The organism is Thioclava sp. ISO4 (assembly GCF_058105145.1).
On sequence record NZ_CM176571.1, the window covers coordinates 2,110,501 to 2,129,109 of the forward strand.

Consider the following 18,609-nt stretch of genomic DNA (forward strand, 5'->3'; position numbering starts at 1 on the left):
AAATGCGAAAAGGGGCGCCCCTTTCGGAGCGCCCCTCCCAATAGATCCCTGAAGCGGGAACGGCTGATTACATCATGCCGCCCATGCCGCCCATGCCGCCCATGTCGGGGGCACCGCCAGCGCCTTTCGGCTCCGGCTTCTCGGCGATCATCGCTTCGGTGGTGATCAGCAGGCCAGCAACCGAGGCCGCGTCTTCGAGCGCGGTGCGGGTCACTTTGGCCGGGTCGATCACGCCGAACTCGAACATGTTGCCGTACTCTTCGGTCTGCGCGTTGAAGCCGAAGTTCAGGTCGTCGCTCTCGCGGACCTTACCGGCCACGACAGCACCGTCCACACCGGCGTTCTCGGCGATCTGACGCAGCGGCGCTTCGAGAGCGCGCTTGACGATCGCGATGCCAGCTTCCTGGTCGGAGTTCGCACCGGTGAGACCGGCGAGCACTTTCGCGCCCTGCACGAGGCTGACGCCACCGCCGACGACGATGCCTTCCTGAACGGCCGCACGGGTCGCGTTCAGAGCGTCGTCCACACGGTCCTTGCGCTCTTTCACTTCGACTTCGGTCATGCCGCCGACGCGGATGACAGCAACGCCACCGGCCAGTTTCGCGACACGCTCTTGCAGCTTCTCGCGGTCGTAGTCCGAGGTGGTTTCCTCGATCTGGGTGCGGATCTGGCTGACGCGCGCTTCGATCTCGGCCTTGTCACCAGCGCCTTCGACGATGGTGGTGTCGTCTTTGGTGATGGTCACCTTCTTGGCGGTGCCCAGCATGTCCATGCCGACGTTCTCGAGCTTCATGCCGAGGTCTTCCGAGATCACCTGGCCGCCGGTCAGAACAGCGATGTCCTGCAGCATGGCCTTGCGGCGGTCGCCGAAGCCCGGTGCTTTCACGGCTGCGATCTTCAGGCCGCCGCGCAGCTTGTTGACCACGAGGGTCGCGAGCGCTTCGCCTTCGACGTCTTCACCGATGATGAGGAGCGGTTTCTGCGACTGGATGACCTGCTCGAGGAGCGGGACCATCGGCTGCAGCGACGAGAGCTTCTTCTCGTGGAGCAGGATGTAGCAGTCTTCGAGTTCTGCGACCATCTTGTCGGGGTTGGTCACGAAGTAGGGCGACAGGTAGCCGCGGTCGAACTGCATGCCTTCGACGACTTCGACTTCGGTCTCCATGCCGCGGGCTTCTTCCACGGTGATGACGCCGTCATTGCCGACTTTCTGCATCGCGTTGGCGATCATTTTGCCGATGGCTTCTTCGCCGTTGGCAGAAATGGTGCCGACCTGAGCGACTTCGTCCGAGTCCTTGACCGGGCGAGCAGCGCTCTTGATGGCGTCGACGACTTTCGAGGTCGCGAGGTCGATGCCGCGCTTGAGGTCCATCGGGTTCATGCCCGCGGCCACAGCTTTCAGGCCGTCCTTGACAATCGCCTGAGCGAGCACGGTGGCGGTGGTGGTGCCGTCGCCAGCCTCGTCATTGGTGCGCGAGGCGACTTCTTTCACCATTTGCGCGCCCATGTTCTCGAACTTGTCGGAAAGCTCGATCTCTTTGGCGACCGACACACCGTCCTTGGTGATGCGCGGCGAGCCGAACGACTTTTCGATCACGACGTTGCGGCCTTTCGGGCCCAGCGTGACCTTCACCGCGTCGGCGAGGATGTTGACGCCGTCGAGCATACGATCGCGGGCGTCGGTGGAGAATTTCACGTCCTTGGCTGCCATGTTTGTTGGCTCCTTGACTGAGTTGTTCTTGGGAAATCAGGGGGTCTCGGTAAGGGCAGGGCGCCTTACGAGATGATGCCCATGATGTCGCTTTCTTTCATGATGAGCAGCTCTTCGCCGTCGAGGGTCACTTCCGTGCCCGACCACTTGCCGAAGAGAACGCGGTCGCCAGCTTTGACGCCCGGTGCGATCAGCTCGCCCGATTCCTTGCGCGCGCCGTCACCCACTGCGACGACTTCACCCTCTGCGGGCTTTTCTTTCGCGCTGTCGGGGATGATCAGGCCACCCTTGGTTTTTTCTTCGCTCTCCACGCGCTTGACCAGCACACGGTCATGAAGCGGTTTGAATGCCATCTGGGTCACTCCCTAAAGGTTCCAGGTTCGAAAACTTTTAGCACTCGTCACTGGTGAGTGCTAACGATGGCGGAGTTAGTCATTGGGGCGGGCGGGTGTCAATAACCGAGTGACGAAATTTTTGCGTCAATCCGAGTGATCCGGGCGCGGCGTTTTCGCCTCTATGCGGAACGCCTATCGCGTGGCACTCTCGCCGTCATGAAACTCGCCAAGCTCCTTCGGCCGCTGCTGGCCCCCGCGCTTTCGCTCTGCCTCGCACTGCCCGCATGGGCCGAGTGCCGGGGCACGAATATTTTCGACGCGCTGCCCGCAGCCGAGCAGGCGGCGCTGACCGCCAAGGCCGATTCCGCGCCCTTCTCTCGCGGATTGCTGTTCTCTGCAACCAAAGGCGAGGAAAAGATCACGCTGGCTGGCACTTACCACCTTCCCGATCCGCGCCATGACACGCTCGTGGGCGCGCTCTCGAAGGCGCTCGACGATGCGTCGCGGCTTCTGGTGGAGGCCGGTCCGGACGAGCAGGGGAAGCTGGAGCATGCGATCAAGACCGATCCGACGCTGATGTTTTCGACCGGCAAGACGCTGCCGCAGATGATGTCGGAGCAGGACTGGAACATGACCAAGGCGGCGCTCGCCGCGCACGGGATGCCCGCCTTCCTTGCGGCCAAGATGCGGCCTGCTTTCGTCGCGATGACGCTCTCGCTTCCGCCTTGTGCGACGGCCGAGCTTGCGAAGGGGCAGGGAGGGCTGGACCTGCAGGTGATGACCGCGGCCGAGGCCGATGGCGTGCCGGTCGAGGCGCTCGAGCCGTGGGATACCGTCTTCAAGCTCTTCAACGGGATCACCGAGACCGAAGCGCTGGAGATGCTGCGCGCGGCGGTGATCGGCGCGCCCCTGGCCGACGATATGGGCGTGACGATGGGCGATCTCTATTTCCGGGGCGAGCCGCGCCTGATCTGGGAACTGGCGCGCTATCAGGCGGTCGCGGCGGGCATGGATGCCGACGAGGTCGAGCGTCAGATGAAGCTCTCCGAGGATCTTCTGATGGTCGCGCGCAACCAAAACTGGCTGCCCGAGATCGAGGCGGCGGCAGAGGATGGTCCGGTCGTCGTGGCGGTGGGCGCGTTGCATCTGTCCGGTGAAGAGGGGCTATTGCGGCTGCTCGAGAAAGACGGCTGGACGATCAAGCGGCTCGATAGCTGATCAGCTGAAATACAGCCTTTGCGGGGCGCCCGTCCAAGGTTCGGGCGCGCCCCTTTCCGCATCGCCAGACCCCTAGGTGACAAGCCCAGACACAGCGCCTATAACCTGCGCCGACAGATGATTATCCGAGAGGATCTCCCCATGACGATCAAGGTTTTTGGCCATAAGGCTCCCGACACCGACTCCACCGGCTCGCCCATCGCCTGGGCGTGGTATCTCAATGATGTCAAAGGCACTCCGGCCAAGCCCTGCCTGCTGGGCGAGCCCAACACCGAGGCCGCTTTCGTCATCGAACATTGGGGTCTCGACAAGCCCGAGATCATCTCTGACGTGGAAGAAGGCGAGGACGTGGTCGTCGTCGACACCAACAACCCCGCCGAGCTGCCGAGCGGCATCAACGCTGCTAACGTCATCCAGATCATCGACCACCATAAGCTGACCGGCGGGATCGAGACCAAGGGCCCGATCGACATCACGATGCGCCCGCTCGCCTGCACCGCGACCATCCTCTACGATCTGATGGGCGAGGACGTGGCGAAAGCGCCGCGCGGCATCAAGGGCGCAATGCTCAGCTGCATCCTGTCGGACACGCTGGAATTCCGCTCGCCGACCACCACCGATCACGATCGGGCCGTCTGCGACGCGCTGGCGAGCGATCTGGGCATCGACATGCACGAGCTGGCCGAGAAGATGTTCGAAGCGAAATCGGACGTCTCCGCCTTCACCGATGCGGAACTGCTGCGGATGGATTCCAAGGAATACCCGGTCGACGGCACGAGTTTCCGCGTCTCGGTGCTGGAGACCACCGCGCCGAAAATGGTGCTGGACCGCAAAGCCTCGCTGATGTCCTCGATGGAAGAGGTCGCGAAGGAAGACGGCGTCGATCAGGTGCTGCTCTTCGTGATCGACATCCTTAAGGAAGAGGCGACGCTGCTGGTGCCGAACGATCTGGTGAAAGGCGTGGCCGAGAAGAGCTTCGATGCCACGGTCGAGGGCGATACTGTGGTGCTGCCCGGCGTGATGAGCCGGAAAAAGCAGATCATCCCGTCGCTCAAGGTCTGAGCTTTCGGGGATTGAGATAGGGAAGGGGCGTCCGGTCGGGCGCCCTTTTTCTTATTGGTTGCGGAGCAGGACGCGCATCGGCCGCAATCGCAAAGCGGGAGCATTTTGCTCCGGCGCGGGGCGACCAGCCCCGGGCAGCGCCCGAGCCTCCCCCCGGGAGGGCGCATTGGCGATGTCAGTGCGGGCACGACCGACCTTCGGGCTTTCGAGATAAACCGCCAAGCCACCCATCGATCGAAGCACCCACCCAAGGCTCGGGCGCTGCCCTTAGCGCCTCACTCTTCCATCGTCCCCGTTTCCACGAAGCGCTGGTGCCAGCTCAGCGCCTCGCCCAGCAGGTTCGGGGCGTGATTGGCGAAGCTGCCTTTCTTCGCGCGCTCGAAATAGTCCCGCAGCATCGGGCGATAGGCGGGATGGGCGCAGGTCTCGATGATCGTCTCGGCGCGCTGCTTCGGAGACAGCCCCCGCAGATCGGCCAGACCCTGTTCGGTCACGATCACCTGCACATCCTGCGCGATGTGATCGACATGGGCGGCCATCGGCACGATCGCGGAAATCTTGCCGCCCTTCGCGACCGAAGGTGTCATGAAGATCGAGACATAGCCGTTACGCGCAAAATCGCCCGAGCCGCCGATGCCGTTCTGGATTTTCGAGCCCATCACATGGGTCGAGTTCACGTTGCCATAGATATCCGCCTCGATCAGCCCGTTCATCGCGATGCAGCCCAGACGGCGCACCAGCTCGGGGTGGTTCGAGATTTCCTGCGGACGCAGGATCAGCTTGTCGCGGAAATAGGCGGCGTTGTCGTTGAAATACTGCGCCTTCTCGGGCGAGAGCGAAAACGCCGTGGCCGAGGCCATGCGCAGCTTGCCCGCCTCGATCATGTCGAGCATCCCGTCCTGAATGACCTCGGTGAAGGCGGTCATCTGGTCGAAGGGCGCCTCGATCAGCCCGGCCATCACCGCGTTCGGCACATTGCCCACGCCGGATTGCAGCGGCAGCAGCCCGCGCGGCAGGCGGCCCTGTTTCACCTCGTTGCCGAGAAAGTCGAGGATATGACCGGCAATCGCCTCGGCCACCGCATCCGGCGGGCTGAAGGGCGCGTTGCGGTCGGGGGCGTCGGTCTCGACCACGGCCACGACCTTGTCGGGGTCGACCTCGAAATAGGTCTGCCCGATCCGGTCGTCAGGCTTCACCAGCGGGATCGGCACGCGGTTCGGGGGCAGGGCGGTGCCGTAATAGATGTCATGCATCCCTTCCAGCAGCGGCGATTGCCAGCGGTTCACTTCGAGGATGATCTTGTCGGCACAATCGAGCCAGGTCTTGTTGTTGCCGACCGAGCTCGACGGGATCAGCTTGCCATCCTCGGTGATGCCGGAAATCTCGATCACCGCCGTGTCGAGCTTGCCCATGAACCCCATCCACGCCATCGGCGCGACCTGACTCAGGTGCATGTCGAAATATTTCATCTGGCCCGCATTGATCCGCTCGCGCGCGATCGGGTCGGAATTGTAGGGCAGGCGGAATTCGATCCCGTCGGCCTTGGCCAAGGCGCCGTCCAGCTCGGGGCCCGTCGAGGCGCCCGACCAGATCTTCACCTTGAAGGGACGGCCCGCCGCGTGCTCGGCCTCGATCCGCGCGGCCAGCGCCATCGGCACCGCCTTGGGATAGCCCGAGCCGGTGAATCCCGACATACCGATCGTCGCGCCATTGTCGATCAGCTCTGCGGCCTCTTCGGCCGACATGACCTTGGCGGCGAGCCCGGCATGGGCTTTTCGGATCGTATGGTTCATGAGCAAGCGCCTCCTTCGCGATGGTTCGGTCGCGCTGGCGCGGAACGGGGCTCCTCTCTGCCCCGCATGGCCGCGCGACCTGGTGTTCCGGTGACGAGGAACGCGAGGTTGCGCGGGATGTCCATGTTTGGCAGGTATGCGCTGTGTGCATGGATGATGTCACCCGGCGCATGGCATGTCGATCTCAGCGCCAGCGGCGCAGAAATCAGGATTCGGCAAAACCCATCGAAATCAGGGCATTGGCGAAATCGTCATTGGTGAAGGGCTTGATCAGCATTTTGCCTTCGGGAAACCCGTCCATCATCACGGATTGTTCATCATATCCGGTCGAGTAGAGGATCGGCACTGCACGTTCGCGCAGCGCCTTGGCGGCTTCCAGCGAGGTTTCGTCGCCAAGATTGATGTCGAGCAGCGCCATCGAGATGTCATTGCCGCCAGCGATATGGAGCAATGCTTCTTCGACAGTGCCGAAGATGACCACATCGCGTGCGCCGAATTCGCTGAGCATCGCGGCCGCATCATAGGCCACGATCATCGCGTCTTCGAGCACCAGCGCGGTGCCGTCGATCCGAGGGGGGGAACAAAGTGTCACGAGGACCGCCTAGCCGCGAGGCGGGCACCGCTTACGCGGCTCTCGCTTCGTTCGTGTTGGAGATTCCGGGGCATCAGCTTCCTGTCCTTGCAGATTACTGCATCTGGAGGGGGATAGGATCGTGGTCGATCCGACGTCAGTATAACGATTTAGGCTTCAGCCCGATTGTCGGTGCACTGAGAGGCCTCTTGAGCCTTCCTGCACCTCGTAATCTCCGGGGTCATTTAACTATGACATACTGTTGCAAAGCGTCTAGCTGGCATGAATCGCACAGGGCTGCCTGTTACACAAGCGATCGTGAACAGGTGGGGCGCAGATAGTGAGGGAAATAAGGGGAAATACGGAAACCCCCACGAAATTTGAAAGGAACCTGCCACGGCCCTCCGCGTTGCCTTATGACGTAAAAGTGAGCCAAGGCATGACACGCAACTTTAGAAATTGTCCCTTCGTCGATAATCCCGCCTTCATGGCGCCCGATGCGCACGAGGAAGCAATCGCCGAAGCCGCCCGCGCGGGCGAGCTACGGATGCCCGCAGGGCAGACCGTCGTGATGGAAGGCAACGAGCCGCAACGCTTCTTTACCCTGATAGAGGGCCAAGCGATGCGCTATCGGATGTTGGAGGACGGACGGCGTCAGGTCCTCAATTTTCTCTTTCCCGGCGATCTGATCGGTCTCGACGCGGTCATGATGGGAGAGGCTTCGCATACGACCGAGGCGCTGACCCCGTTAAAGCTCAGTGTTTTCGACCGTAAACATGTGTGGGACCTGTTCGCGAAAATGCCGCAGCGCGCGATGATGCTGACATGGCAGGTGGCGCGCGAGGAGCATTTCCTGAGCGACGCGCTGGTGACGGTCGGGCAGCGCTCGGCGCGTGAGTCGCTCGCGTGGGCCTTCGTCACTCTCTTTGAGCGCGGATCGCAGACCGGGCTGGTGCGCGACGGCAAGATGCCGTTCCCGGTCCGGCAGCAGGATCTCGCGGATGCGCTCGGGCTATCGCTCGTTCACACCAACAAGACGCTTGCCCGTCTGAGGTCCGAAGGGCTCGTCAGATGGACGCAGGGGACTCTCGAACTGCCCGATCTCGAAAAGCTTGCCGATATAGGAGTCGTCGAGCTCGGGGCCGGGCCACCGCGCTACTATTTATAGTGGCGCGGTTGAGTGGCGGAATTCCTCAGTAACGCCGTAGTAGCACACCGATTCTTAAAGCTTTTCACATAGGCGAAAAGCGTTTTTCCGCCGGGTGACGCCGAGGAATATCGGAAAAGACCTGCATCATTGTCCTATGACGTAGCGCGCTTAGCGCTTTCGCGGCAGATGCTGGTTTCTTCGCAGAAATTAACAAAACGGAACCGAGCAAGCTTGGAAAACCTGTCTCGAAAACCTGACCTCGCCTATCTGGCGGCACTGTCTCAATCGCAACGCGCCATTCCCGTGGGGGGCGGCGCTTTTGCCCGAGTCCACGCCGTTGATCGTGCGGATCGAACGCGGGATCGCCATGCGCTATACGCTTCTCGAAGACGGGCGCAGGCAGGTCGAAGCGCTGGTCTATCCGGGCGATCTGTGCGGGCTGACGAGCGTGCTCTACGGTCCGGGGGCGAGCTATTACGAGGCGCTCACGCCGATGATGCTGTCGAGCTTCGATCCGGCCGATCTGCATAAGCCTCTGCCAGATGGTCCCGATCGCACCACGACGCTCGTGTGGCTGATGACGCGCGAACTGACGCGGCTGTCGGGCTGGCTGGCCTCAGTCGGGCAGCGCAACGCCAATGAGGGGATCGCGTGGTTCGTGATGCACGCATGGGAGCGTGCCGAGGCGGTCGGGCTGATCGAGAAGGACAGCGCGCCGTTCCCCTTCGCCCAACAGGTCGTGGCGGATTCGCTTGGGCTGTCGCTGGTGCATACGAACAAGACGATCCGCCGTCTGCGCGATCAGGGCCTGTTCCGGATTGCCGGCGGGCGTGTGCGGATCTCGTCGCTCCCGGCGCTGCGCCGGGCCGCGGCGCTCTGACCGCTCCTTTCCGGTAACCCTCTCTGACGGTGCGCCGCGGGGTTTCCGCGGCGTTGGTTTGTGAAGCGCCGGGGGAGGGCGCTGCCCGTTCCCTTCAAGGCCGGTCGCGCAGGGACACCGGGCGGATAACACCCCTCACGAACCGCGTGACCTCAAGCGTCCGTGATCGGCTAAGTTGCTCATTTTGCTCACGGATCGCTCACTGCCCTATCACAAGCGCGAGAGATGGGCCCGTTTACCCCTGTATTCGGGCGCCCCCGTTCAAGACCAACCCCCTTTATTTATTGATTATTTTTTCGTGCGTCGCAGGTGTGTGATGATATTTGTGCATAATTTTCAGTCGGTTACGCCTGCTCCTGCGACAATTTGTCAACACCGATTGACCTCGCGGGCGCTGCCCTAGAGTGGGAGGCATCGCGCGGGACGGGAGCCCTCGCGGCCTCCCCCGAGAGACCCCTATGCCCCCGCGCCAAGAAGAGGGAATAGGAAAGGTATTTCCGTGTTGTTTGAAAAAATCTACAAGCGGCCCAGCCGCCTCGCTGCCCCGGTCCTGTTGACCGTTGCGGCTGCATGGCTGTCAGGTTGCGCGGAGAACGGGGTCATGACCCCGCTCGGCCCGGTGGCGGCCGGGGAACGCGCTCACCTGATCAGCTTCTTCCTTTGGATGCTGCCCATTTCTCTGCCGATCCTGATCGGCACGCCGTGGATCGCGATGCGCTATCGCCGTCAGGGTGGGAAAGGCAAATATGATCCGACCTGGTCGCACTCGGTTGCCGCCGAAGTCGTGATCTGGGGCGGTGCCACGCTCACCTTCCTCATCGTCGGCTGGCTCACCTGGGGCCACGTGATGGGCGAAGATCCCTACAAGGCAACGGGCAAAGAACCGATGCATGTGAAGGTCATCGGGTCCGAATGGAAATGGATGTTCATCTATCCCGGCAAGGTCGCCGCCGTGAACCGGTTGGTCCTGCCCGAGAACACCCCCGTCGAGTTCGACATCACCGCCACCGGCGCGATGCAGAGCTTCTGGATTCCGCGTCTTGCCGGCCAGATCTACGCAATGCCCGGCATGGGCACGAAGATGAACCTGACCACCTCGGAAGATCCGTCGCAGACCTATGGCTTCAACAGCCAGTTCAACGGCGCGGCTTTCCCGCTCAACAAGTTTGAGGTCGACGTGGTGAGCCAGGAGCAGTTCGACGCGTTCCTGCAAGAACCCAAGCACCCCTTCGCCCAGCTCGAAAAAGCTTTCAAGAAGACCGCGACCTGGTCGGGGCCTGAGCTCTTCGAGCCGCCGGAGAAAGGCTACTGGGGCAAAGTAATGATGAACCCTGACATGCTGTCCGATGGCGGCGCAGCGATCCTGCCCGACCACGCGCCCGAGCAGAAGAAGATCGATGACGCGATCCGCGAAGAACTGCATGTCTCGCAAAACCAACATCAAGGGGACGCTCAATGAGTATTCTTGGTAGTCTCGATTGGAACGATATTTTCATCGTTCCCTTCTTCACGGATCCGTCTCTGTCCACCGGGATCGCAGCAGGCGCGGGCGGCATCGTCGTCCTCGGCGCGCTCGCGGTCATGGTGCTCCTGACCATCAAAGGTTGGTGGAAACCGCTCTGGTCGAACTGGATCACCACGCTCGATCACAAGAAGATCGGTGTCATCTACATCGTTCTGGCGCTGATCATGCTGATCCGCGGTGTCCTCGAGGCGGTCGTGATGCGCGCCCAGCAGGTCTCGCCCGCACCGGGCTTCCTGTCGGTCGAACACCACGCCGAGCTGTTCTCGACCCACGGCACGATCATGATCTTCTTCGTGGCGATGCCCTTCCTGACCGGCGTCATCAACGTCGTCATGCCGCTCCAGATCGGTGCGCGCGACATGGAGTTCCCCTTCATGAACGCGGTCTCGCTCTGGCTGTCGATCGGCGGCGCGGCACTCGTGATGGCCTCGCTCGTCGTCGGTCACTTCGAGACCGGCGGTTGGACCGCTTACCCGCCCTATACGGGCATCAAGCTGTCGCCGAACGAGGGCGTGGATTACTGGATCTGGTCGCTGGGCCTGACTTCGGTCGGCTCGACGCTTTCGGGCATCAACTTCCTCGTGACGATCTACAAGCAGCGTGCCCCCGGCATGAAGCTGTTCGACATGTCGATCTTCGCCTGGGCGACGCTCTGCACCGCGGTCCTGATGATCTTCGCGATGATGCCGCTGACCGTGGCCTCGCTGATGCTGGCGCTTGACCGTCAGGCAGGCTTCCACTTCTTCACCGCCACCCAAGGCGGGAACATGATGAACTTCGCCAACATGTTCTGGCTGTTCGGGCACCCGGAAGTCTACATCCTGATCCTGCCGGCCTTCGGCGTGTTCTCGGAAGTCATCCCGACCTTCTCGGGCAAGAAGATCTACGGCTACACTTCGCTCGTGTGGGCCACCATTGCCATCGCAGTGCTGTCCTTCACCGTCTGGGTGCACCACTTCTTCACCATGGGTCAGACCGCCCACCTCAACGCCATCTTCGGCATCGCGACGATGACGATCGGTGTGCCGACCGGTGTTAAGGTCTTCAACTGGATGCTGACCATGTGGCGCGGCAAGCTGCGGTTCTCGACCGCGATGCTGTTCTCCACCGGCTTCATCTTCACCTTCGTGATCGGCGGCATCACGGGCGTCATGCTCGCCAACCCGACGATCGACTTCGCGACCCACAACTCGCTGTTCCTGGTGGCGCACTTCCACAACATGCTCATCCCGGGCCTGCTGTTCGGTATGTTCGCGGCCGTGAACTACTGGTTCCCGCTCTGCTTCGGCTTCCGCCTGGACGAGAAATGGGGCCGTCGTAGCTTCTGGCTGTGGATGATCGGCTTCTACGGGGCCTTCATGCCGCTCTATGCGATCGGCCTGATGGGCGCACCGCGCCGCATGGCCTTCTTCACCGAGCCGGCATACTTCCCGTGGCTGGTGATCGCGATGCTCGGCGCGCTGTGCGTGCTGGCGGGTCTGACCGCGCAGATCATTCAGGTCTGGGTCTCGGTCAAGAACCGTGAGAGCCTGATGGTGCCGGCGGGCGATCCCTGGGACGGTCGTGGTATCGAATGGTCGCTGGGCTGCCCGGTGCCGGAATACGACTTCTCCACCATCCCGGCGATGACCTCGCGCGAGCCGTGGGTCGATGCGAAGGAAGCGGGCAAGCGGGTCATGGATCCGACCGAGTTCGTCGACATCCACCTGCCGAAACCGACCGGTATGCCGTTCCTGGTGGGCCTCGTCGCGACCCTCTTCGCTTTCGCCATGATCTTCCAGATGTGGCTGATCGCGGCGGTGGGCTTCGTGGCCATGTGGGTGCTGGTGCTGATCCGCTCCTACGACACCGACTGGGAAGAAACCGTCACCGCGGAAGAACTGCGCGAGGGCTATGAAGCCCATAAGCGCGTCGTCGAATCCACGCCGCAAATCCGGCTCGACGATGAGTTCACCACCAAGAACCGCGGCCTGATCATGGAGACGCAGGTATGAGTGCAACTATGAGCAACACGGGGGCAGCGCACGCTGCCTCCCACGATCACGGCCATCACGACAAGACGGGCACGGTGATCTTCGGCTTCTGGATCTTCCTGATGTCGGACCTCATCGCCTTCTCGCTGATGATCGCCAACTACGCCGATGCCGAATGGCACGGCATCGCGAACGGGCCGAGCCCGCATGAGCTGTTCAGCCTCGGCCTGCCGACCATCGAGACGATGGCGCTGCTGATCTCCACCTTCACCTTCGGCATCTGCACGCTGGGGATGAAATACGGCGCGTCGATGAAGCGCACGGTGGGCTGGCTCGTCGTGACGCTGGCGCTTGGCGCGATCTTCCTCGGGATCGAACTCTACGAATTCCACGAGTTCTGGACCGAGGGCAACACGCCGCAAGTGTCGGGCTTCCTGACCGCCTATTACTCGCTGGTGGGGCTGCACGGTCTGCACGTCACCTCGGGTATCATCTGGGGCATCCTGCTGATGGTTCAGATGAAGACCTTCGGGATGAACGACCTGATCAAGTCGCGTCTCGTGCGTCTGGGCCTGTTCTGGCACATGCTGGACATCGTCTGGATCGCGCTCTTCACGAAAGTCTACCTGATGGGGGTGCTGTGATGGATTATATCAACTCCGACGTCGGCATGGACTCGGCTGAGTACAAGCACGACATGGCGCGCTATGTCTGGGGCTTCGCGCTCTCGGTGGTCCTGACGCTCGCAGGCGTCGTGATCGTCGCAGGTGGCGTGTTCTCGACGGGCCTCGCATGGTCCATCGTGGGCATCCTCGGCATCGCGCAGCTGGTGATCCAGTTCTGGGCCTTCATGCACCTCGACTTCTCGAAAGAGGCGCGTCCGGACCTGTATCTGGTGCTCTTCACCTTCCTGCTCATCATCCTGATGGCTGCGGGCACTGTCTGGGTGCTGGCCGATCTGGCAAGCCGCATGGGTATGGGCGCCGGCAGCATGTAAGCCGAAGGGGCAGGGGCCTTCGGGCCTCGCTCCGCCAAGAAAAAAGAAACGCGGGCAGCGCAAACTGCCCGCGTTTTTTCATGTCCGCCTGACAGGGGCGATCACATCGGGAAGAGCTGGTAGCCTTGGCTTTCCAGCACCGGGACAGCCGCCAGCGCCGCCAGCGCCTGTCCGCAGACGTAAAGCGCGCGCCCCCACGCGTGCCAAATCTGATGCGACAGTAAGTCACGCAAAACTCACGAAATGTCGCATCCCCGTGATCGGCGGGTTCACGCTAAGCAATGTGAGTAACCAGTAGTGAGCCAGTCGGAGCATCGATGACACAGAGTGCATTGCGGATCACGGCATTCGTCTCAGCCGTGATTTTGGGCCAGCTTCCCGCCTACGCGCAGGACGCGACCCCGGAGGAGACGCCCGCAATCGGCGCGCAATCGACACCCGTCGCGCAAGGCGCGTCGAAGGCCGCCCATATGAGCGATCCGGTGAAAGAGCTCACCGCCGACCACTCGAAATTCGATCAGCTCAAGGGGCCGTTCGCGTCAGGTTCCGAGGTAACGGAAGCCTGTCTGTCGTGCCACACCGAGGCCTCCAATCAGGTGATGCATTCGGTCCACTGGACCTGGGAATACCAGAACGAGGCCACGGGCCAGACGCTCGGCAAAGCGCATGAGATGAACGCGTTTTGCGGCAATGTGGCCTCGAATGAGGTGCGCTGTACCTCGTGCCACACGGGCTATGGCTGGACGGACGTGCGCGAGCCGATGCCTGACGATCCGACCAAGGTCGACTGCCTCGTCTGTCACGACAAATCCGGCCAGTACACCAAGCAGGACAACCTCGCGGGCGAGCCGCCGCTCGAGCCGGTGGCCGCGGGCGCGAAAACGATCACCGGCGCTGCCGCCTGGCCCGTCGATCTGGCCGAGGCCGCGCAATCGGTGGGCGCACCGCCCGGTCGCGACAATTGCGGCAACTGCCACTTCTACGGCGGTGGCGGCGATAACGTGAAGCATGGCGATCTCAGCTCGGCGCTGTTCAACCCGCCGCGCGACGTCGATGTCCATATGTCGCCCGACGGTCAGAACTTCACCTGCGAGACCTGCCACGTCTCGGACAAGCACGTCTTCGAGGGCTCGCGCTACGAGACCGACGTGATCGACCCGCATCCCGATCGCATGGCGGGCACCGCGCATGACGCGGCCGCCTGCCAGTCCTGCCACACGGACAGCCCGCATGAAGGGCCGAACCCGCTGATCGCGGCGAAGCTCAACGATCACACCGACACGCTGGCCTGCCAGACCTGCCACATCCCCAGCTTCGCGCGGGGCGGCGTGGCGACCAAGACCGTCTGGGACTGGTCCACGGCGGGCAAGCTCGACGCGGACGGCAAGCCGATCGTGGAAGAGGGCTTCACCCAATCCGACGGCAAGCACCTGCATACCTACATGTCGAAAAAGGGCAATTTCGAATGGGGTGAGAACGTCACGCCCTATTACGCATGGTCCAACGGCGAGATGACCTTCACCCTGCCGGAGGAAGAGATCGACCCGACGCAGGTGGTCGAGATCAACAAGATCGGCGGCAATCCCGGTCAGCCCGACAGCCGGATCTTCCCCTTCAAGCGGATGGTCGGCACGCAGGCCTATGACGTACAGCGCAATGTACTGGCCTATAACAACGTCTATGGCCCCGGCAACGGCACCGCGCTCTGGTCCTATTACGACTGGGAGAAATCGCTCAAGGCGGGCATGGACTATGCCGGTGTGGAGTATTCGGGCGAGTTCGATTTCGTCCATACCTACATGTACTGGCCGATCACCCATATGGTCGCGCCCGCCGACGATGCGCTGCAATGCGAAAGCTGCCACACGCAGGGCGGTCGGATGGCCGATCTGGCGGGGATCTACGTTCCCGGCTCGGAAATCAATCTCGGCGGCAAGCTGGGGCTCGCGATGTTCCTGATGGCGCTTCTGGGGGCCTTGGGCCATGGCGCGCTGCGCCTGATCAACCGCGGCAAGAAGGAGGGAGGCCACCATGGCTGAGCATTGCGTAAAGGTCTATTCGCGCTTCAACCGTCTCTGGCACTGGAGCCAGGTCGCCTCGATCATGTTGCTGTTCTTCACCGGTGCACGGCTTCTGGGGCTGCATCCGATCCTGCCCTTCGGGGCGGCGGTGCTGATCCACACGGTCGTCGCGCTGGCGCTGCTCCTGCTCTGGGCCTTCGCGACCTTCTGGCTGTTCACCACGGGTGGCTACAAGCAGTTCATCCCGCGCATGCAGGGGATGTGGGAGGTCAGCCGCTTCTACGCCTATGGCGTCTTCAAGGGCGAGGAGCATCCTTATGTGAAGAGCTACGAGCGGCGGCACAACCCGCTGCAGGCAGCGGCCTATTTCGCGCTCAAGATGATGCTCTTCCCGGCGATCTGGATCTCGGGGCTGGCCTATCTCAGCTACGGGTTCTGGGATCACCTCGACGGCGGCTCGTTCTGGCTGGAGATCATCGCGAATTTCCACGTCCTCGCGGCCTTCGCCATCGCGAGCTTCGTGGTGGTCCATGTCTACCTGCTCACCATCGGCCACGGCTTCCGCCAGCATGTGCGGCCCATGGTCTCGGGCTATGAGAAGGTCGATCTGACCCCGGAGGCAGAGGCCTATTTCCGCCAGCAGGGAAGGGTGCTCGACTGAGCATCGCGACACATGACTGATCAAGGCCCCCCCACGCGGGGGGCTTTTGCTGTCTGCAGTTCGGGGGCAGCCCCGGGCAGGGCAGGCAAAGAAAAACGCCGCTCGGGAAAGCGGCGTTCGGGTTGGTGCGGCGAGCTGCGCGAGGCTCAGGAGCCCCAGTGCCGCACCGGGCCGCAATCCATGTGAACGAAGTTCGAGCGCGAGTATTTGCCAACGCCGCCGGCGTGGCAGGCGGCGGCCGCCTTGTACATCTGGCTGACCGAGCGCGACTTCAGCCGCAGGTCCATCGCCAGACCCTGCATGTGCAGCGAGTTCTTCGCGACGCCTTTCGAGCGGGCGCGCAGCATGGCGTTGGTCTTGGGCGAGCGGTAACCCGACAGCAGCATGTAGGGTTCGCGCGAATCCATCAGGTTATGCGCGGCGGCCGCGATATCCACGGTGCGCGCGTCGATGTTTTTCAGCTGGTTGGTGCGCCAGTCGCGGGCGAAGTAAGTGATCTCTTTCAGCGCGTCGGGGATATACTCGCCTTCGATCCAGTAAACGGTGTCGAGCGTCTCGCCGGTACGACCGTTATACATCTTGATCCGTCGGATGTCCCCTGCGCCCTTGAGTAGACCGAAAGCGTTACTCATGGTGGGGGCTGCCGTTACCATGGTCGCAGCAAATGCGCCCAGAAGGCCGCGCCGGGAAATCGTCGTCATAGCAAGTTCCTGTGTTCGCCTGTCTCTCGATTTTCCCCGCCCTGTTTCGGGCGGTTGAGGGATGGTAGACCCAAACTTCTTACTCCTTATGGCATAGACCTATTAACCGATAAAGAACGGAACTGATGCATCTTTGCCATAAGGGGCCGGGTCGGCAAAAAATCGCCTGCCGGTAGTAAAAACACGCTCACGGCCTTGTGGGAGCGGCGTGCGTGCGGGGCGAGAGACGGCGGAAAGGCGCTGTTGCACCCCTGCATCGTTGATCGCGCCTCGTCTCCTATCGTTGCGCACGCGCAACGCTTTGCTGGACAGATGGGGGTAAGTTTGGAACATCTGGAACGATAAGGTCCGGGCAGGGGTTTAGACGCTATGACGCGCAATTTCCGTAAGATAGGGCTGGCCTTCGCGCTAGCTACGCTCGCCGCCGGCGCCCAGGCGCAAGGCACTGCCCAGATTGCAGCGCAAGGGGCCATGTCGCCATTGGCGGGGGTCGAGCTTTCGGGCTTCACCCAGGCCGTGGCCGAAGCCGCGGCTGACAATCCCGCTCTGGCGTCCTTCTATGCCGCCCGCGATTACCGCCCGATCTGGACCGCCGCCGAGGATGCGGGCCGCCGCGCGGCTTTCATGCGCGCGCTCGATCTGTCGGCGATGCAGGGGCTGCCCACGGCGCATTACGACCCCGAGGGGCTGCGCGTCGCCTTCGCTGCCGTCCAGTCCGAGCGTCAGCGCGGGCTGCTCGAAGTTAAGATGAGCCGGATTTTCCTCGATTACGCCCATGACCTGTCGCATGGCGTGCTCGACCCGCATAGCGTCATCTCCGATATCAAGCGCGAACCCAAACGCGCCGATCCCGAAGCCCGGATGACGGCCTTCGCCGCTTCGACCAACCCGGCGCTGTTCCTGCGCGAGCTGGCGCCGCAAATGCCGCAATATGCGCAGCTGGTGAAAGCGCGCCTCGATCTGGAGCATCAGATCGAAGCGGGCGGCTGGGGGCCGACGGTGCCCGGCACCAAGCTCGAGCCCGGCGATAGCGGGCCGGATGTCGTGGCGCTGCGCGACCGGCTGCAGCGGATGGGCTATCTGGGCCGCTCTGCCAGCGCGACCTATGATGCCGAAATGCAAAAGGCGGTGCAGGCCTATCAGACCGATCAGGGGCTCGCGACCGATGGCGTGGCAGGGCCCAGCACGCTGGGCGAGATCAACAAGAGCCCCGAGGCGCGGATGAAAGCCATCCTCGTCGCGATGGAGCGTCTGCGCTGGATGAATGGCATCGATTTCTCGGGCCGCTACGTCTGGGTCAACATCACCGATTTCTCGGTGCGCGTGGTCGATCACGGCAAGACTATCTTCCGCTCGGTCACGGTGGTCGGGCAGAACAGCTCGGACCGCCGCACGCCGGAGTTTTCCGACGAGATGGAGCGGATGGTCATCAACCCGGCCTGGCATGTGCCGCGCTCGATCGTGACCAAGGAATACCTGCCGCAGATGCAGCGCAATCCGAACGCGGCGAGCCAGCTTCAGCTGATCGACAGCCGGGGCCGGGTGGTGCCGCGCTCGGCGGTGGATTTCGCCGCCTATAACGCGCGCAACTTCCCCTTCGCGATGAAGCAGCCGCCGTCGAACCGCAACGCGCTGGGGCTGGTGAAATTCCTGTTCCCGAACCGCTGGAACATCTACCTGCACGACACGCCGTCGAAATCGCTCTTCAAGAAAGAGACGCGGGCCTTCAGCCACGGCTGCGTGCGCGTCGGCGACCCCTTCGATCTGGCCTACACGCTTCTGGGCGCGCAAAGCGACAATCCCGAAGCGGAGTTCAAGCGCATCCTCAATTCGGGGCGCGAGACGATCGTGCCGCTGGAAAAGCACGTGCCTGTGCATCTGACCTACTTCACCGCCTGGCCGACCGCGTCGGGGCATGTCGAGTATCGCCGCGACGTCTATGGGCGTGACGCGATCCTCTTCAACGCCTTGCAAAAGGCCGGGGTAGAATTGGGCACGCAGGACAGCTAAA

17 protein-coding genes are annotated in these 18,609 nt (G+C 62.5%); 11 read left to right on the forward strand and 6 right to left on the reverse strand.

The window, feature by feature from the left end; genetic code table 11:
• Positions 1 to 67: 67 nt before the first annotated feature.
• Both groL and groES read right to left on the reverse strand, forming a co-directional pair.
• Complete coding sequence (gene groL / locus AC2TZ7_RS10420) at positions 68 to 1,711, reverse strand: chaperonin GroEL (RefSeq protein WP_078519292.1); 1,644 nt, start codon at positions 1,709 to 1,711, stop codon at positions 68 to 70.
• A 65-nt stretch (positions 1,712 to 1,776) separates the two neighbouring features.
• Positions 1,777 to 2,064: a co-chaperone GroES gene (groES, locus tag AC2TZ7_RS10425; RefSeq protein WP_075774612.1), complete on the reverse strand. Its 288-nt coding sequence runs from the start codon at positions 2,062 to 2,064 to the stop codon at positions 1,777 to 1,779.
• 198 nt (positions 2,065 to 2,262) lie between these two features.
• On the opposite strand from groES, the gene AC2TZ7_RS10430 reads away from it, so the two are divergent.
• On the forward strand, positions 2,263 to 3,264 hold the full coding sequence (locus tag AC2TZ7_RS10430) for a TraB/GumN family protein (RefSeq protein ID WP_489864153.1): 1,002 nt from the start codon (positions 2,263 to 2,265) through the stop codon (positions 3,262 to 3,264).
• 141 nt (positions 3,265 to 3,405) lie between these two features.
• Entirely contained in the window at positions 3,406 to 4,326 is a 921-nt protein-coding gene (locus AC2TZ7_RS10435) for a manganese-dependent inorganic pyrophosphatase (RefSeq protein ID WP_489864154.1), read from the forward strand.
• Between the two features lie 275 nt (positions 4,327 to 4,601).
• On the opposite strand, the gene scpC is transcribed toward AC2TZ7_RS10435, so the two are convergent.
• Entirely contained in the window at positions 4,602 to 6,119 is a 1,518-nt protein-coding gene (scpC, locus tag AC2TZ7_RS10440) for a succinyl-CoA:acetate CoA-transferase ScpC (protein ID WP_489864155.1), read from the reverse strand.
• Between the two features lie 205 nt (positions 6,120 to 6,324).
• Entirely contained in the window at positions 6,325 to 6,711 is a 387-nt protein-coding gene (locus AC2TZ7_RS10445) for a response regulator (protein ID WP_489864156.1), read from the reverse strand.
• Positions 6,712 to 7,129: 418 nt separating this feature from the next.
• Here AC2TZ7_RS10445 and AC2TZ7_RS10450 point away from each other — a divergent pair, with 418 nt between their 5' ends.
• The 6 genes from AC2TZ7_RS10450 to AC2TZ7_RS10475 all read left to right on the forward strand — a co-directional run bounded on the left by AC2TZ7_RS10450 (position 7,130) and on the right by AC2TZ7_RS10475 (position 13,215).
• The gene (locus AC2TZ7_RS10450) at positions 7,130 to 7,858 is read left to right on the forward strand and encodes a Crp/Fnr family transcriptional regulator (RefSeq protein ID WP_489864157.1); all 729 of its coding nucleotides are present in this window, start codon (positions 7,130 to 7,132) and stop codon (positions 7,856 to 7,858) included.
• A gap of 301 nt (positions 7,859 to 8,159) precedes the next feature.
• Positions 8,160 to 8,720, forward strand: a complete 561-nt coding sequence (locus tag AC2TZ7_RS10455; protein ID WP_489864158.1) for a Crp/Fnr family transcriptional regulator — start codon at positions 8,160 to 8,162, stop codon at positions 8,718 to 8,720.
• Between the two features lie 601 nt (positions 8,721 to 9,321).
• Positions 9,322 to 10,179: a cytochrome c oxidase subunit II gene (locus tag AC2TZ7_RS10460; RefSeq protein WP_078519285.1), complete on the forward strand. Its 858-nt coding sequence runs from the start codon at positions 9,322 to 9,324 to the stop codon at positions 10,177 to 10,179.
• Entirely contained in the window at positions 10,176 to 12,239 is a 2,064-nt protein-coding gene (locus tag AC2TZ7_RS10465; RefSeq protein ID WP_489864159.1) for a cbb3-type cytochrome c oxidase subunit I, read from the forward strand. The genes AC2TZ7_RS10460 and AC2TZ7_RS10465 overlap by 4 nt, the downstream gene beginning before the upstream one ends.
• An 8-nt stretch (positions 12,240 to 12,247) precedes the next feature.
• Entirely contained in the window at positions 12,248 to 12,862 is a 615-nt protein-coding gene (locus tag AC2TZ7_RS10470; RefSeq protein ID WP_165756923.1) for a cytochrome c oxidase subunit 3, read from the forward strand.
• Complete coding sequence (locus tag AC2TZ7_RS10475; RefSeq protein WP_078539402.1) at positions 12,862 to 13,215, forward strand: cytochrome o ubiquinol oxidase subunit IV; 354 nt, start codon at positions 12,862 to 12,864, stop codon at positions 13,213 to 13,215. The genes AC2TZ7_RS10470 and AC2TZ7_RS10475 overlap by 1 nt, the downstream gene beginning before the upstream one ends.
• Before the next feature lie 101 nt (positions 13,216 to 13,316).
• Here the strand turns inward: AC2TZ7_RS10475 and AC2TZ7_RS10480 are convergent, their stop codons facing one another.
• Positions 13,317 to 13,448 carry a hypothetical protein gene (locus AC2TZ7_RS10480; protein ID WP_489864160.1) on the reverse strand — a complete coding sequence of 44 codons (132 nt, stop codon included), beginning with the start codon at positions 13,446 to 13,448 and terminating at the stop codon, positions 13,317 to 13,319.
• An 84-nt stretch (positions 13,449 to 13,532) separates the two neighbouring features.
• On the opposite strand from AC2TZ7_RS10480, the gene AC2TZ7_RS10485 reads away from it, so the two are divergent.
• Together AC2TZ7_RS10485 and AC2TZ7_RS10490 are read left to right on the forward strand one after the other, a co-directional pair.
• The gene (locus AC2TZ7_RS10485; RefSeq protein WP_489864161.1) at positions 13,533 to 15,254 is read left to right on the forward strand and encodes a tetrathionate reductase family octaheme c-type cytochrome; all 1,722 of its coding nucleotides are present in this window, start codon (positions 13,533 to 13,535) and stop codon (positions 15,252 to 15,254) included.
• On the forward strand, positions 15,247 to 15,897 hold the full coding sequence (locus AC2TZ7_RS10490) for a cytochrome b/b6 domain-containing protein (protein WP_098410679.1): 651 nt from the start codon (positions 15,247 to 15,249) through the stop codon (positions 15,895 to 15,897). The genes AC2TZ7_RS10485 and AC2TZ7_RS10490 overlap by 8 nt, the downstream gene beginning before the upstream one ends.
• Positions 15,898 to 16,043: 146 nt before the next feature.
• Here AC2TZ7_RS10490 and mepK read toward each other — a convergent pair whose 3' ends face one another.
• The gene (gene mepK / locus AC2TZ7_RS10495) at positions 16,044 to 16,598 is read right to left on the reverse strand and encodes a peptidoglycan L,D-endopeptidase MepK (RefSeq protein ID WP_098410680.1); all 555 of its coding nucleotides are present in this window, start codon (positions 16,596 to 16,598) and stop codon (positions 16,044 to 16,046) included.
• Between the two features lie 369 nt (positions 16,599 to 16,967).
• On the opposite strand from mepK, the gene AC2TZ7_RS10500 reads away from it, so the two are divergent.
• Positions 16,968 to 18,608 carry a L,D-transpeptidase family protein gene (locus tag AC2TZ7_RS10500; RefSeq protein ID WP_489864162.1) on the forward strand — a complete coding sequence of 547 codons (1,641 nt, stop codon included), beginning with the start codon at positions 16,968 to 16,970 and terminating at the stop codon, positions 18,606 to 18,608.
• The last annotated feature ends 1 nt before the right edge of the window (position 18,609 follow it).

Coding starts and splice junctions, on each gene's coding strand:
- groES (WP_075774612.1), bottom strand. CDS start 2,064: ATGGCATTCAAACCGCTTCATGACCGTGTGCTGGTCAAGCGCGTGGAG.
- AC2TZ7_RS10500 (WP_489864162.1), top strand. CDS start 16,968: ATGACGCGCAATTTCCGTAAGATAGGGCTGGCCTTCGCGCTAGCTACG.
- AC2TZ7_RS10435 (WP_489864154.1), top strand. CDS start 3,406: ATGACGATCAAGGTTTTTGGCCATAAGGCTCCCGACACCGACTCCACC.
- groL (WP_078519292.1), bottom strand. CDS start 1,711: ATGGCAGCCAAGGACGTGAAATTCTCCACCGACGCCCGCGATCGTATG.
- AC2TZ7_RS10485 (WP_489864161.1), top strand. CDS start 13,533: ATGACACAGAGTGCATTGCGGATCACGGCATTCGTCTCAGCCGTGATT.
- AC2TZ7_RS10465 (WP_489864159.1), top strand. CDS start 10,176: ATGAGTATTCTTGGTAGTCTCGATTGGAACGATATTTTCATCGTTCCC.
- scpC (WP_489864155.1), bottom strand. CDS start 6,119: ATGAACCATACGATCCGAAAAGCCCATGCCGGGCTCGCCGCCAAGGTC.
- AC2TZ7_RS10460 (WP_078519285.1), top strand. CDS start 9,322: ATGACCCCGCTCGGCCCGGTGGCGGCCGGGGAACGCGCTCACCTGATC.
- AC2TZ7_RS10450 (WP_489864157.1), top strand. CDS start 7,130: ATGACACGCAACTTTAGAAATTGTCCCTTCGTCGATAATCCCGCCTTC.
- AC2TZ7_RS10470 (WP_165756923.1), top strand. CDS start 12,248: ATGAGCAACACGGGGGCAGCGCACGCTGCCTCCCACGATCACGGCCAT.
- AC2TZ7_RS10475 (WP_078539402.1), top strand. CDS start 12,862: ATGGATTATATCAACTCCGACGTCGGCATGGACTCGGCTGAGTACAAG.
- AC2TZ7_RS10490 (WP_098410679.1), top strand. CDS start 15,247: ATGGCTGAGCATTGCGTAAAGGTCTATTCGCGCTTCAACCGTCTCTGG.
- mepK (WP_098410680.1), bottom strand. CDS start 16,598: ATGACGACGATTTCCCGGCGCGGCCTTCTGGGCGCATTTGCTGCGACC.
- AC2TZ7_RS10430 (WP_489864153.1), top strand. CDS start 2,263: ATGAAACTCGCCAAGCTCCTTCGGCCGCTGCTGGCCCCCGCGCTTTCG.